The 13,395-nt window shown below is 57.9% G+C and carries 17 protein-coding genes and 2 tRNA genes; 10 read left to right on the top strand and 9 right to left on the bottom strand.

The annotated features are described in order from the left end of the window. Window positions 1-20 precede the first annotated feature (20 nt). Window positions 21-557: a DUF1269 domain-containing protein gene (locus V6R85_RS02770; RefSeq protein ID WP_003502301.1), complete on the bottom strand. Its 537-nt coding sequence runs from the start codon at window positions 555-557 to the stop codon at window positions 21-23. Window positions 558-786: 229 nt separating this feature from the next. On the opposite strand from V6R85_RS02770, the gene V6R85_RS02765 reads away from it, so the two are divergent. From V6R85_RS02765 to V6R85_RS02755, 3 genes are all read left to right on the top strand, one after another. After that, window positions 787-863, top strand: a tRNA-Pro gene (locus V6R85_RS02765). 139 nt (window positions 864-1,002) lie between these two features. Continuing rightward, window positions 1,003-1,263 (top strand): hypothetical protein, encoded by a 261-nt coding sequence (locus V6R85_RS02760; RefSeq protein WP_020012294.1) that lies wholly within the window; start codon window positions 1,003-1,005, stop codon window positions 1,261-1,263. A gap of 226 nt (window positions 1,264-1,489) precedes the next feature. Next, window positions 1,490-1,693, top strand: a complete 204-nt coding sequence (locus tag V6R85_RS02755) for a hypothetical protein (protein ID WP_111834302.1) — start codon at window positions 1,490-1,492, stop codon at window positions 1,691-1,693. Between the two features lie 219 nt (window positions 1,694-1,912). Here the strand turns inward: V6R85_RS02755 and V6R85_RS02750 are convergent, their stop codons facing one another. After that, on the bottom strand, window positions 1,913-2,467 hold the full coding sequence (locus V6R85_RS02750) for a dual specificity protein phosphatase family protein (RefSeq protein WP_020810810.1): 555 nt from the start codon (window positions 2,465-2,467) through the stop codon (window positions 1,913-1,915). Window positions 2,468-2,605: 138 nt separating this feature from the next. After that, complete coding sequence (locus V6R85_RS02745; protein WP_336377015.1) at window positions 2,606-3,193, bottom strand: YqaA family protein; 588 nt, start codon at window positions 3,191-3,193, stop codon at window positions 2,606-2,608. A gap of 522 nt (window positions 3,194-3,715) precedes the next feature. On the opposite strand from V6R85_RS02745, the gene V6R85_RS02740 reads away from it, so the two are divergent. Continuing rightward, complete coding sequence (locus V6R85_RS02740) at window positions 3,716-4,360, top strand: exopolysaccharide biosynthesis protein (protein ID WP_020012290.1); 645 nt, start codon at window positions 3,716-3,718, stop codon at window positions 4,358-4,360. A gap of 3 nt (window positions 4,361-4,363) precedes the next feature. Here the strand turns inward: V6R85_RS02740 and V6R85_RS02735 are convergent, their stop codons facing one another. After that, the gene (locus tag V6R85_RS02735; RefSeq protein WP_020810808.1) at window positions 4,364-4,642 is read right to left on the bottom strand and encodes a hypothetical protein; all 279 of its coding nucleotides are present in this window, start codon (window positions 4,640-4,642) and stop codon (window positions 4,364-4,366) included. Window positions 4,643-4,818: 176 nt separating this feature from the next. On the opposite strand from V6R85_RS02735, the gene V6R85_RS02730 reads away from it, so the two are divergent. Beyond that, a tRNA-Asn gene (locus V6R85_RS02730) sits at window positions 4,819-4,893 on the top strand. A 101-nt stretch (window positions 4,894-4,994) separates the two neighbouring features. Here V6R85_RS02730 and V6R85_RS02725 read toward each other — a convergent pair. Next, a complete protein-coding gene (locus V6R85_RS02725) occupies window positions 4,995-5,399 on the bottom strand; it encodes a DUF2934 domain-containing protein (RefSeq protein WP_111834301.1) in 405 nt (134 codons plus the stop codon). A 170-nt stretch (window positions 5,400-5,569) separates the two neighbouring features. Here V6R85_RS02725 and V6R85_RS02720 point away from each other — a divergent pair, with 170 nt between their 5' ends. Continuing rightward, complete coding sequence (locus V6R85_RS02720; RefSeq protein ID WP_003502291.1) at window positions 5,570-5,809, top strand: hypothetical protein; 240 nt, start codon at window positions 5,570-5,572, stop codon at window positions 5,807-5,809. A 58-nt stretch (window positions 5,810-5,867) separates the two neighbouring features. Here the strand turns inward: V6R85_RS02720 and V6R85_RS02715 are convergent, their stop codons facing one another. The 3 genes from V6R85_RS02715 to V6R85_RS02705 all read right to left on the bottom strand — a co-directional run bounded on the left by V6R85_RS02715 (window position 5,868) and on the right by V6R85_RS02705 (window position 7,387). Further along, window positions 5,868-6,311 (bottom strand): TIGR02594 family protein, encoded by a 444-nt coding sequence (locus tag V6R85_RS02715; protein ID WP_020810805.1) that lies wholly within the window; start codon window positions 6,309-6,311, stop codon window positions 5,868-5,870. Window positions 6,312-6,424: 113 nt separating this feature from the next. Next, window positions 6,425-6,982: a methylated-DNA--[protein]-cysteine S-methyltransferase gene (locus tag V6R85_RS02710; protein ID WP_111834299.1), complete on the bottom strand. Its 558-nt coding sequence runs from the start codon at window positions 6,980-6,982 to the stop codon at window positions 6,425-6,427. A 135-nt stretch (window positions 6,983-7,117) separates the two neighbouring features. Then, a complete protein-coding gene (locus V6R85_RS02705) occupies window positions 7,118-7,387 on the bottom strand; it encodes a DUF982 domain-containing protein (protein WP_003502285.1) in 270 nt (89 codons plus the stop codon). Window positions 7,388-7,576: 189 nt separating this feature from the next. Between V6R85_RS02705 and V6R85_RS02700 the strand changes: the two genes are divergently transcribed. The 4 genes from V6R85_RS02700 to sseA all read left to right on the top strand — a co-directional run bounded on the left by V6R85_RS02700 (window position 7,577) and on the right by sseA (window position 12,364). After that, a complete protein-coding gene (locus V6R85_RS02700; protein ID WP_111834298.1) occupies window positions 7,577-9,016 on the top strand; it encodes a cryptochrome/photolyase family protein in 1,440 nt (479 codons plus the stop codon). 122 nt (window positions 9,017-9,138) lie between these two features. Then, the gene (locus tag V6R85_RS02695; RefSeq protein WP_020810800.1) at window positions 9,139-10,176 is read left to right on the top strand and encodes a cysteine synthase A; all 1,038 of its coding nucleotides are present in this window, start codon (window positions 9,139-9,141) and stop codon (window positions 10,174-10,176) included. 12 nt (window positions 10,177-10,188) lie between these two features. Then, window positions 10,189-10,926, top strand: a complete 738-nt coding sequence (locus V6R85_RS02690; protein WP_020810799.1) for an alanyl-tRNA editing protein — start codon at window positions 10,189-10,191, stop codon at window positions 10,924-10,926. Between the two features lie 16 nt (window positions 10,927-10,942). After that, entirely contained in the window at window positions 10,943-12,364 is a 1,422-nt protein-coding gene (gene sseA / locus V6R85_RS02685; protein WP_111834297.1) for a 3-mercaptopyruvate sulfurtransferase, read from the top strand. Window positions 12,365-12,423: 59 nt separating this feature from the next. Here the strand turns inward: sseA and V6R85_RS02680 are convergent, their stop codons facing one another. Then, the gene (locus V6R85_RS02680) at window positions 12,424-13,308 is read right to left on the bottom strand and encodes a DUF4344 domain-containing metallopeptidase (protein ID WP_111784511.1); all 885 of its coding nucleotides are present in this window, start codon (window positions 13,306-13,308) and stop codon (window positions 12,424-12,426) included. Window positions 13,309-13,395 lie beyond the last annotated feature (87 nt).

Genomic DNA, 13,395 nt, shown 5'->3' with positions numbered 1-13,395 from the left:
AGCGTCGCTTTTTCGTCTGCTCAGACGGCAGGCGCGGTGGCCGGTTCGGTTCCACCAGAGAGCGCCTTTTGCAGCTGCGCTTCCTGCGCCGGCGACAGCGAGGTCTTGATGACCCGCCCGCGCAGGCCTTCGAATTCTGCCAGCACCTTTTCCGGCTGCACCTTGCGGATCAGCACGAATAGCGCCGAAGAACCATTGGGAATGGTCTCGCCGAGTGATTTGATGAAATCATCGTCGATACCGAAATCCGTCAGCGAACCCGCAAGGGCGCCCGTGCCGGCACCAATCGCGCCGCCGATGGCAAATCCCGCCAGCGGATTGAGGAACAGCAGGCCGACAAGGCCGCCCCACAGACCGCCAGACAGGAAACCGGAGCTTGCGCCGATTGCCGTCAGATTGACGCTCTGCTTCAGATGCACCTTGCCGTCTTCATCGCGAACGACGACCACGGCATCTTCCAGATCAACCAGATATTCCTTTTTCAGGCCTGCAAGCTTCAGAAGCACCCTGTCGGCCACTTCCGTTCCGTCAAAACCAACAACGACGAGTTCGGACATAGTTCGTCTCCCTGAGTTTCAATTCCGCTGCGATTGAACGCCGAAGAACGCAGCTTGTTCCGGCAATGATGGAAAGAGGATGTGTCACGCGTTTGACGGTCGCCCATGCCGGAAAGCATCACCCTGCCCCGGCCCCTTCCTGCCGTCCACACCCTTTGTTCCTTTTTTTATGAAAAGACCATTTTCCGCTTGCACCCTAACAGGCTTATATATAAACGGCTTTCAGGTTCGGAGCGTAGCGCAGCCCGGTAGCGCACTTGACTGGGGGTCAAGGGGTCGTGGGTTCGAATCCCGCCGCTCCGACCATTAAAATCAGATAGATAGCCAGTTCCCCCAGAGCTGGCTATATTTGTTTTAGCTCTCTAGTAATGAGCGCTATGCGCGAGTTTAAAAGACCCTGTTCGGGTGTGCATTTATCCAAGCCTTGAGAACGAAGTGTGCTGAGATGGCAAAAAAACCGAAAATAGAACACTCAGAATTCTCGGGCGAGTTTGAAGACGAGGGCATCACTGTCCTTGTTGATATCTACCGGCCGGCTGGCACCCAGCAGGATTGGACGCTCGAGGTTATCAGCGAGCATGACGATGTCACCACCTGGGACGAACCTTTCGCTACCGACAAAGACGCCTGGGAAGAATTCCTGGCCACTTGTGAGAAGGATGGGATTCGCAGCTTCCTGGATGGCGAGGATCCGTCGGTTCATTAACGTTTGATTCCACGGCACCAAGTCGTCGGGGTTGTGGGCCGGAATCCCGTGCTCCGACCATTCTCTTCTTGATCCGCCATTTTTGATTGAGAGCGTCCTCCGGTTAAATTTCCGAGAATACAGGCTCAAGTGTAAAGCCGCTCGCCATCGAAGGACGGCGCGCATTGCCTTGTTGACTCTCCGCTAAAATTAGAACATTTAGTGAACAAAAGAGAGGTCATCCACTATGCCCGACGCTGAAAAAATCACCCCTACACGGCCCGACGACATAGCGGGATATGTCATCCAGTGTCATGACGGCGATGCGAAGGCGGCTGTCAAAGCGCTTCTCGGCGAAATCGAGCATTTGCAGGAACAGCTTTCCCTTGCGGTCGCCATCATGGGAAATGGATATACGCGCGGTTGGAAGCCCGACGCGAGGCGGGATTAGAATCGTCTCCGCCACAGTCTTTGGGCGCGATGACGCATGCCGGCAAGCCAGATAGTCGATTGAGCCTTAGACAAAAATCCCTCGCCATGTCGGCTGCCGGGGCGGAGAGATGAGTTTAAGGCTGCGTGGTAGCCCGCTGGGTGGGCGGTAGCCGGCAGGGTGTCCCTACGAAGGGCGGTGCCGGCATCTGTTGCCTACACCGCCTGCTCCACGCGATGTTCAATATTCGTTGGACGCGATCGCGAAATCGTCGATGACTGGCATCTTTTCCGCGTTTTCCCACGTCCGGTCCATGGCGTAGGTTTGCGACAGATAAGGAATGCCGATATGGCCGAAGCGGAAGGAAAGCTGGCTTTCCGCCTGCTCCTCATCAAACCGTGCGACGCGGCTGAGATAGAGAGCGGTGGCGAGGCCTGTCCTGTCCGCACCGGCCTTGCAATGAATGAGAATGGGTTTCGGCGCATCGCGCATGATCGCGACCAGCTCGTTGACCCTGTTCATGTCAAGCTCCTGGCTGGCCGACATGCCGAAATCGATGTGATTCAATCCGAGCTCGCGGGAGGTCTCGACCTCATCCCGATACCAAGCCTTGGCTTCATTCGCACCGCGCAGATTGATGACCGTCCTGATACCATGGTCCCTGGTATAGCGGACGAGCTGCTCATTGCTCGGCTGGTTGGAGCGATAAAGCTGCCCCGCGACTACCTCGTGAAAATTGCCGAGGAGCTGAATGGCGTAGAGATAACCGCCCGTGGCAAGCACAGCAATACCCATGCCCCAAAAGGAGCACTTCCAGAATCTTCGCATAATAAAACGGTTCCCTCATTCGACGAGAGAACCGATACAGGTGGATTCTGACAGTAAGCTGAAAGTTCTGCGACAGTATTGTAAGAGTAGAAAATTTGCGCTTGATCAACGCACAAAAACGTAGACCGCATAGACCGCAATGAGTGCGGCCGCCGCCGCCGCGGTGATGGCGCCAAGACGTTTCTCGATGAAATGGCGTACCGGTTCACCGTATTTCTGCAGCAACCCGGCCAGGATGAAAAAGCGCGCACCGCGCGTGACGACAGCCGAAAGAATGAAGAGGCCGAGGCTGATATTGGCAGCACCGGAGAGAATTGTGACGACCTTGATCGGCGGCAGATGCGCGAGCCCCGATGTCACCAGCAGGAGAACGATTGTCTCGTAATCCACCGAGTTCTTCAGATGCTCGAAGCTGTCGAGCTTGCCGTAAAATTCGAGAATGGGCCGGGCAAGGCTCTCAAAAGCATAATGACCGAGGAACCAGCCGGCGATGCCGCCGAGAACCGAGGCGACGGTTGCAACGAGTGCATAAAACATCGCCTTTTTCGGCTTGGCCAGCACCATGGGCAGGAAAAGCACATCCGCAGGTACGACGAAGACGGAGCTTTCCACGAAAGCCACGATCGCCAGCCACCATACGGCGGTTTTGCGCGCAGCGAGCGCCATCGTCCAGACATAGATGTTTTTCAGCATTTCATGTCCCCGGGGAAGAGTGTTGCGGAGTGAAGACAGGCAGGAGCCAGGGTAGGCCGGCGGTAATTCATGTGGTTTGCCGACGGCGGCCGGCGGGCCGGAGAGACCGAACCCGAATGAGAATTAGAGACAACGCAAGAGAATGGCAAATGTTGGAAAATTTATTTTTGCATCGCAAAAAATCATAATGACAAGCATTTCCCGCCCATACCGAGAGCCGGTTGCTGCAATGCAAAATTTCACCCTGTGGTAGATAAGTTCGCCTTTTTGCTGTAGAATGAAGGCGGACGGAAGAGGAGGAAGTTATCATGGAATATGTAAGCTTCGTTACATCGATCAATCCGGTCATACTTGTCATTCTGCTGGTGGTTCTTCTTGCAGGGGCTTACAGCAGCTGGGTTTCGCACTGAGCAGGACGGAACCACTCGACCAAATGTGAAAGGCTCCGTTTCTATCAATGATAGGCATTGGGCTGGATGAATGTTATCAAGCCCGGAGTTAAAACAACTCCCGGGAAGCCGTATGACGAACGAATTCGCATTCACTGATACGTCTGAAAAGCTCAGCACGACGCTTGAGAAGCTAATAGGAAAGCTGCAGGGTCAGACGATCACGTTGCGCGAGTTGATGGAAGCAATCGGCGAACAGGGCCTGTTGCTCATCTGCGCGATCGCATCCCTACCCTTTCTCATTCCGGTTTCCATTCCCGGCGTCAGCACGGTCTTTGGCGCAGCGATCATCCTTGTCAGCCTGGCAATCACCCTCAATCGCCTGCCATGGTTGCCGGCAAAAATTCTTGACCGGCAGATGGAAACGGCAAAGCTTGTTCCCGCCCTTCAAAAAGGCGTCGCCATTGTCTCCAAGCTCGATGGTTTCATCCGTCCGCGCATTCCCGCGCTGACGACGGGCATCATCGCCAACCGGATAAACGGGCTTGCGCTGATGACGGCGGGCGTATTGCTGATGATGCCGCTCGGCTTCATTCCCTTCTCCAACACCCTTCCGGGTGTCGCGATCCTGCTTTTTTCGGCCGGGATGATTCAGCGGGATGGCGTCACCGTGCTCGGCGGCTATCTCTTCCTGGGTCTGACGACGATTTATTTCGCAGCGCTCGCCTATGCGGCTTTCTGGGCCGGCCAGGGCATCAGCAGCTCCATCGGCGCTTAAGACCTATCGCCGGCCGCCATTACGGCTGTCGCGGCCGTTCTGCCGCGACGCCCACCAGACCGCCAGCCGTCGCCGCTGGCGGCGAACCACGGGCAGATCGTGGGAAAGCACGATGAGACCAAGCGGAATCATCCAGAAACCAAGGACGGGCAGGAAACCCAGCGTTCCGCCCACCACCAGAGCCGAGCCCGTCGCGATCCTGCCGACGCGCGAACGCGGCATGGCAAGGCTCCATTTTCCGACATGGAGACGATGCGTTCTGTGGTCGATACCGAATTTCATTCCATCCTGCCCTTTTTCATCTGGCCTGTGGATAATTTTTTCACCGTCGACAAGCCCGGAAAATCGGGACTCTGGAGGGATAAAACAAGAGGAATGCGTTTTTTTTGAAAAAACCGCTTGGCAAATCGGAAAAGCATTTGTATTACCCCGCTCACACCGCGCCAAGCGGTGCACGTTCCCTGGTAGCTCAGCGGTAGAGCATTCGACTGTTAATCGACAGGTCGCCGGTTCGAATCCGGCCCGGGGAGCCATCTCTCTCAAAAACATGTTTTGAAGAGCGAAGTGCCGCTGCAATTCGCTCGATTTGGATCGGGGATTTTCCTGCATTCCCGGTTATTCAGCCGTCAAACGGTCAGGTCTTCTTGATCGCCCGTTTCGTCGCCCTTGTGGCGTTGGTCAGTGCCGGCGGATCACTTGCCGGAAAACTCTCCTCAAGGCTCTCGGTCAAATCGTCGTCCTTGTTTCTGACCGTAGATTTCTGCTCCTTCTCAAGCGATTTTACCGCCGGGGATTTGGCCTTTGCCGAGGCTGCCTTTTTCGCTGGCATTTTCTTCGCAGGCGCCTTCTCCGCTGACGCCTTCGCGGCAGCTGGCTTCTTCACGCCATTCCCGCTTTTGGACTTTGCCGCTTCCGCATCTGCGGAAAGTTCCCGTTCTGCCTCGATCCAGTGTCTTTCATGATGCCCGTCGGGTCTTCCTTCCCTCTCCCATATTGCGCGCGCTTTTTCACGGATTACGGCTTCGCGGTCATGGCTCATAACGGACCTCCCTCTTCGTGTTGCACCGGTTTTGATTGTGCCACTGAAAAAACAAAAAAAGCCAGAGTTTGTTCCGCGCGGTTTCGTCGCGGGTGAGCATTTCCGCGTGAAAGGGAACCGTTGTCGACCGCGGATCGTTTGCCCTGCAGAAACCCGCAGGAGACCATTTCATGAACACCCCGCAAAAGCCGAAAACCGAACCGCTTGATATTCGCGACGAGGATGTCGCGCGTTTCGAAACCGACAGCGAGCTGAAAGCAAAGGACGGCGAGATTTACCCGGACGAGAGCATGAGCCTGCGTGCACGCCGGCAGGCGGCAAGGCAGCATGAGGACGCCTTCATCGTCGCCACGGACCTTGAGGACGATGACCAGCGCGAGGCGGCGCCGGGCACCAGAGAGCAGCCATAGGCCGAAAATGGAAAAGGCGGGTCAAAGCCCGCCTTTATCAAAGGAATGCCTGGAGATTTTATCGACGGACCGACACGATGGCCTTGCGATTGAAGTTCGACACCTGCACCCGGCCGGACTGATTGCCGCCGAGGATCTGGGCGGTCTTGCCGCTCATGCTTTTCAAAATGCCGGCGTGATAACCGCGGCCGTTGCGAATGACAACGACATCGCCCGGCTTGGCCTGGCCCACCGGAACGGCATAACCGAAGGATGTCCAGGACTTCGCAAATCCATAGGATTTGGGAGACTGCCGGCCGGCCTTGCTGGCGACAGCATGCAGGAAAAGGCCGCACCATGGGGTGCTGCGGGGATTTGCGCCAAGAATATTCTTGAGGCTCTTGTTGTTCTTGGACTCGTGCAGCCCGGTGTATTTTTCCGCCTGGTTCAGCATGCCGGCCGAGGCCGATGCAACGACTGTAAAAGACAAGGCAACGGATAGAATTAACGCGGATACTCTCAAACGTCTCGCCCTTATGTTAGAGGGCGCCCGTGTATTGTGACAATTTAGCGACAATTTGACGAGAAATGGGCAGAAATCAGACACCTATTCATGTGCGCTGATCTGTCATTGCTTCAGAACAGGCTGCCCTGCACCTCATCGGCGCGGCTGCGGCCGGCATTTTCGAGATCCAGCATGCGCAATTTGGTGGTGGTTCCGCCCGGTGCGGAGAAGCCGCCAAGCCTGCCGCCGGCAGCGAGAACCCGGTGGCAGGGAATGATCAGCGGCACCGGATTTTTCGCCATGGCCTGACCGACATCGCGGGCCTTTTCCATGCCGAGACCAAGCGTTTTTACGATGCCGCCATAGGTCGTGGTGTCGCCCCAGCCGATCTGCCGCGCAACGGCGTAAACATCGAGGAAAAATCGCTCCTGTCCGGCGAGGTCGAGTTCTACGGTCGTAAAATCGATCTGCTCGCCGCCGAAATAACGGGTGATCATTGCAATCACCTCACGCGTGCGTGTTTCCGGAACGGCGATGGAGGCGGATGGCAGGCGCTTCTGGAGAAGTTTTTCAGTCTCACCGGCGTCAGGGCTGGGCAATTGCAGACGCGCGATACCGCGCCCCGCCCAGGCAAGGCCGCAATGGCCGAGGGCCGTCGGAAAAACAATATAGCCGTAGTTATTGCTCATTGCCGTCACTCATTCGCCTTTTCGCATGCACGATGCCATATCCCGCATTCGAAACAACCCGTTTCCTGCCTCTCAACAAACAAGGCCACCCGTTTTTGCCGGGTGGCCTTTTACACGTCAGTCCTGAAAATCCGCTCAGGATGCGATTTTGCCCTGCTCTTCGACAAGGCATTGCGCCTGCCGGCTGGCGGCAACGAAGGCCGTGCGGGCGATTTCTCCCGCCACATCGCCCATCAGCGAGGCGCGGCACAGACGCAGCGCCTGTTCATGCGCCTTGTCGCCACGTTCGGGCCATTCGTGCTGAAGAAAATCGAAGGCTTCGTAAACGCCATTGAAAATCCGGGGAGCACCGTTTTCAAGGGAGATGGTAACGGGCTTTTCCCACTTAACGTCGTTCAGCAACATTGATTGCACTTCCATGCTCTATTAACCCGCGACAAACGCCGGCCCCTCCAGTTGGTTCCCTTCATCAGCGGTTTCAAGGGCGAAAAAATAACCCTCGAGAAACCATGTACCTCCATCTTTCCATTCTAGCCGATTTGCGGAACAAAGCGTCTCAACACTCGTTCAAGCGGAAGTGAACCGGGTCCTTTCATGCCGACAACAGCCTCCCCCGTCATCGTCTGGTTCCGCAAGGACCTGCGCCTTTCGGACAATCTTGCCCTGCTTGCCGCCGTGGAGCATGGCGGCCCCGTCATCCCCGTCTATGTCAGGGAAAAATCCTGCGGCCCGCTCGGCGGCGCGCAGGGATGGTGGCTTCACCACTCCCTCGCCTGCCTTTCCGCCGCGCTGGAAAAAATCGGCGGTCGCCTTGTTCTTGCCAGCGGCGACGCCGGCGAGACGCTGCGCCAGCTGATATCCGAAACCGGTGCTGACGCAGTATTCTGGAACCGCCGTTACGATCCGGCAGGCATGGCGACAGACAAGGCGCTGAAGCAGAAGCTGCGCGACGATGGCCTGACGGTTCGCAGTTTTTCCGGGCACCTGCTGCACGAGCCATCCCGGCTCCAGACGAAATCCGGCGGTCCCTACCGGGTCTATACGCCCTTCTGGCGGGCGCTGGAGGGCGGCGAGGAGCCGCATGCGCCGACGGACGCGCCGAAGAGCCTGAAAGCGCCGAAGGCATGGCCGGAATCTGAGAAGCTCTCCGATTGGAAGCTCTTGCCCACTAAACCAGACTGGGCGAAACACTTCAGCGACATCTGGGCTCCCGGCGAGGGTGGCGCGCAGGAGAAACTCGATGATTTCATCGATGGCGCCCTGAAAGGCTATGAAGAAGGTCGCGATTTTCCGGCAAAGGACGCAACCTCCATGCTCTCGCCGCATCTGGCCCTGGGTGAAATATCACCTGCCACCGTCTGGCACGCGACGAAGGGGCTTTCCCGCAATATCGCCTCAAACGATATCAGCCGTTTCCGCAAGGAAATCGTCTGGCGGGAATTCTGCTATCACCTGCTGTTTCATTTCCCTGGGTTGGACGAGAAGAACTGGAACGAGAGTTTCGACGCCTTCGGCTGGTGGGACGACGAGACATCCTTCAAGGCCTGGACACGCGGCATGACGGGTTATCCGATCGTGGATGCCGGCATGCGGCAATTGTGGCGACACGGCACCATGCATAACCGGGTGCGCATGATCGTTGCCTCCTTCCTCATCAAACATCTGCTGATCGATTGGCGGAAGGGCGAGAAATGGTTCCGCGATACGCTTGTTGATGCCGACCCGGCCTCAAATGCCGCCAACTGGCAATGGGTGGCGGGTTCAGGCGCGGACGCCTCGCCGTTTTTCCGCATTTTCAACCCCATCCTGCAGGGCGAGAAATTCGACGCCGATGGCAACTATGTGCGCCGCTTCGTGCCGGAGCTTGAAAAGCTCGACCGGAAATACATCCACAAGCCGTTCGAAGCGCCCAAAGAGGTCTTGAAGAAGGCGGGCATCGAGCTTGGCAAGACCTATCCGCTGCCGATCGTCGACCATGGAAAGGCGCGGGAAAGAGCGCTTGCCGCCTATGCCGAAGTCAAGAAAAACGCATAAAATTGGGTATCGGCAAAATTTTGCGTGGCTAAGCCAAAGCCGGGAAGATAATTTCTTGCGTTGAAGCGGTTGTAACGGGACATAACGGCACCTAATTTCCGCTCAGACAAGAAGGCTCAATCATGACCATTCACTCCTCTGCGCTCAGTGCTATTGGCAACACGCCGCTCATCCGTCTGAAAGCCGCCTCTGAAGCGACGGGGTGTGAAATCCTCGGCAAGGCGGAGTTCCTCAATCCCGGCCAGTCGGTGAAGGATCGCGCCGCGCTCTACATCATCCGCGACGCCGAACGGCGCGGGCAGTTGCGGCCGGGTGGCACTATTGTGGAAGGCACGGCGGGCAATACCGGCATCGGCCTGTCGCTGGTCGCCAATGCGCTCGGCTACAAGACGGTCATCGTCATTCCCGAGACGCAGAGCCAGGAAAAGAAGGACGCGCTGAAACTTCTTGGCGCGAAGCTGGTCGAAGTTCCGGCAGCACCCTATTCCAACCCGAACAATTACGTGAAGGTCTCCGGCCGGCTGGCGAAACAGCTTGCCGCAACCGATGAAAACGGCGCGATCTGGGCCAACCAGTTCGACAATATCGCCAACCGTCAGGCCCATATCGAAACGACCGCTCCTGAAATTTGGGACCAGACGGATGGCAAGGTCGATGGTTTCATATGCTCGGTCGGTTCCGGCGGAACACTTGCGGGCGTTGCTGATGGCCTGCGCGATTTCAATCCTGACATCAAGATCGGCCTTGCCGATCCCGAAGGTGCCGCCCTCTACGAATTTTACAAGCACGGCGTCCTGAAGTCGGAAGGGTCCTCCATTACCGAGGGTATTGGACAGGGCCGCATCACCGCCAATCTGGAAGGTTTCACGCCTGACTTTTCCTATCGCGTCTCCGATGCAGAGGCGCTGCCGGTTCTGTTCGATCTGGTCACGAAAGAAGGGCTTTGCCTCGGCGGCTCCTCCGGCATCAACATTGCCGGCGCAATCCGCCTTGCCCGCGAGCTCGGTCCGGGGCATACAATCGTGACGATATTGTGCGACTACGGCAATCGTTATCAGTCGAAGCTCTTCAATCCGGATTTCCTGCGTTCCAAGGGACTTCCGATTCCACAGTGGCTGGCGACGAAAAGCGAGATTGCGGTTCCGTACGAAACCGTTTGAGGACATGCCGAAATGCCTGTGAATGCCCTGTTCCGTGACGATTTTTATCTTTCCACCGCAGAAGCGATCGTCACGGCGGTGCATGAGGATGGCGGCATAGAGCTGGATCAGACCTGCTTTTACGCCACCTCCGGCGGCCAGCCGGGCGATAGCGGCTTTCTCGAGCGGGCAGACGGGTCGCGCATCGAACTCGGCATCACCAAAAACGGTGCCGACAAGAGCGTGATCGTCCATGTGCCGCTCGAAGGCCAGCCTTCTCCGGAGATCGGCGAAAAGCTGACCCTGCATGTAGACTGGCCACGCCGCTACAAGCTGATGCGCATGCATACCGCCTGCCACCTTCTGTCCGTTGTCTGCCAATGGCCGATCACCGGAGCTGCCGTCGGCGAGGACGAATCGCGTGTCGATTTCGATATGTCGGAGACCATCGACAAGGATGAGGTCACGGCAAAGCTGATGGACCTGGTGAAAGCCAACCATCCCGTCTTCCTGCAATGGATTACCGACGAGGAGCTGCAGGCCAATCCGGGCATCGTCAAATCCAAGAATGTTCGCCCGCCAATGGGCCTCGGCCGGGTCAGCCTTGTCTGCATCGGCGAAAATTCTGCCATCGACAGCCAGCCCTGCGGCGGCACCCATGTTTCCGAAACGCAGGAAGTGGGCGATATTCACATTGCCAAGATAGAAAAAAAGGGCAAGGAGAACAGGCGGTTCCGCATTCGTTTCGGCGCGCCTGAAGCTGCTGCCTGAAATCAGGAGAGACATCGTGAGCACGGATAAGAGCCGTTTCGTCGTTTCGGCGGACTGGGTAGAAAAACAGCTCGGCACGGCCGGGTTTCGTCTCGTTGATGCCTCGTGGTATCTGCCGGCGCATAAACGCAACGGCGCGGAGGAATTTGCGGCCGATCACCTGCCCGGCGCCGTGTTCTTCGATCAGGACAAGATCGCCAATCATACGACCGGCCTGCCGCATTCCCTGCCCTCGCCGGAGTTCTTTGCCGAACAGGCTGGCGAGCTAGGGCTCAGCGATACCGACACGATCGTGGTCTATGACGGCCCCGGTTTCTTTTCCGCACCGCGCGTCTGGTGGATGCTGCGGGTGATGGGCGTGCGCAAGGCCTATGTGCTGGATGGCGGTCTGGACGGCTGGAAGCGCGAGGGCCGGCCGCTCGAAACCGGCACGCCGGAAATCGAACCCGCAACCTTCACACCCGATTTCAACGAAAAGCGCGTGACGTCGCTGTCAACGATGCGCGGCATCGTCGACAGCGGTGAAAAGCAGATCGCCGATGCTCGCGGCGCAGGCCGCTTCACCGGCGACGAGGCCGAGCCGCGTGCCGGCATGCGTGCCGGCCATATGCCCGGCGCGCGCAGCCTGCCCGCGACCGCCTTTTCCGAGAACGGTCATTTCAAGGACCTCACCGCCATCCGCAAGATGGTGACCGACGCCGGCATCGATCTCGGCAAGCCCGTTGTCACCAGCTGCGGCTCGGGCGTTACCGCAGCCGTCATCACGCTGGCGCTTGAATCACTCGGCCATCAGGACAATTCGCTCTATGATGGCTCGTGGTCGGAATGGGGCGGACTGGAAGATACGCCTATTGTTGCCGGCCCCGCCGAGCCTGTTCCCGTGGTGTCGCATGGGCCTTTGAAGGCGCATGTGACACAGCTGGAAATGACCGCGCCGCCGAAGGTCAGCCTGCCGATCCCCGTCAACATTCAGACGGCGCTGATGCGGGTCAACAATATTCCCCTGCATTTCTACCGTTATCTCTACTGGCGGGTGGGGAAACGCTGGCACTGGCAAAAGCGCATGCGCATGAGCGATGCGGAGCTTTCCGCCATCCTGCGCGATCCAAAAAACAGCGTCACGGTCCTTTATATGAACGGTGCGCCCGCCGGTTTCTTCGAACTGAACAAGGCGAGCGACGAGGTGACAGAGCTGTCCTATTTCGGCCTGCTCGAAGAGGCGATCGGTGCCGGTGTCGGCAAGTGGTTCCTCCTGCAGGCGCTTTATGCCGCCTGGCAAGACAATCCGCAGCGGGTGACGGTGACCACCAATACGCTCGACCATCCGCGCGCGTTGCAGCTTTACCAGATGATGGGCTTTTCGCCCGTCGGCACCTATGAAGCCTGGGTGGAGCCGCTCGCCGATACGGAACTTCTGGAAATCTCGATGCGCAATTGAGGGGTGGCTGGCCTCCTCCCCGTTCAGGAGGCCAGATCACCAGCGTCCGGCAATCTACCTCAGATTTCCCGTTCGAGATTGACCGCCGTCGGAATATGGCCGCCGGCGGCCCCCTTGTCTTCCGTGACCGTGTTCAGCAGATGATCGGCAATCAGCTCCGCCTGGAATTTACCAAGCTCGTAGCAATAGGTGATTTCGCGCTTTTCGGCTGACCAGTAGACATCGGGGCGGCCGCAGGACCTGGCCGTCAGCTTGACGTCTCCCTTCAGGCCATAGCCGCCAAAGCTGCGGCTGATGAGATCGAGAATCTTCGATTCCTTGACCATGATGGCATAGGGCTCAAGTTCTGGATCACGCGGCGGCACATAGCTGACGGCAAATCTGGATGGCGTCTGGCTGCGGTGGGTGCTCAGAAAATTCTCCCAGGCCGACGCAACGCCGGGATAGGCGGCGGCGCATTTGTCGAACTCGGCATTGTTGAGCCCCATCATGGCAGCCAGATCGCCATAACCATCCTTGTCGCGACCGACCATCAGGCAGGCCATGTTGCGGTCGCGGCTCCTGTCGGGCACCAGCGCGGAAAAGACCGGAGCCTCGTGCTCCGGCAGGGTCTCCGTCTCACGTGCGAGATACCAGCTGTCGGTGGCGTTGACGAGCGCGGTGTCGAGCCATTCCTCATTGGCCTGAAGGATGAGCGTGCCGGCCAGCTGATCGGCCGGGGCCTGAACACTTGCCGTGTCCGCTGTCCCGAAATCCGAGATCAGCATGCGTGCGCCTTCGTGATAAAGCGAGAAGATCGCGTTGCCGATAACGAAATTGACCGCCTGCTGAAGCTGATCGTCGGACAGGCCGTCGAGACCGGAGGCGACCTGCGCCTCGGCCTGCATCGGAGCCGTCAACGATACGAAAGCCAGCGGAACGGCGGCCAGAAAACGACGGAACATAAAATCAGACCTTCCGGGAACGAGGAGCGTCACTGATTCCCGAAGCTAACGAGTCACGCAATGGGCTGGTTGCATCGCCTGTCAAGA

The organism is Agrobacterium sp. CCNWLW32, from assembly GCF_037083425.1.
GTDB lineage: Bacteria > Pseudomonadota > Alphaproteobacteria > Rhizobiales > Rhizobiaceae > Agrobacterium > Agrobacterium radiobacter.
The sequence above is the reverse complement of the archived record's forward strand: the minus strand, read 5'-3'. Positions and strand labels throughout refer to the sequence as shown.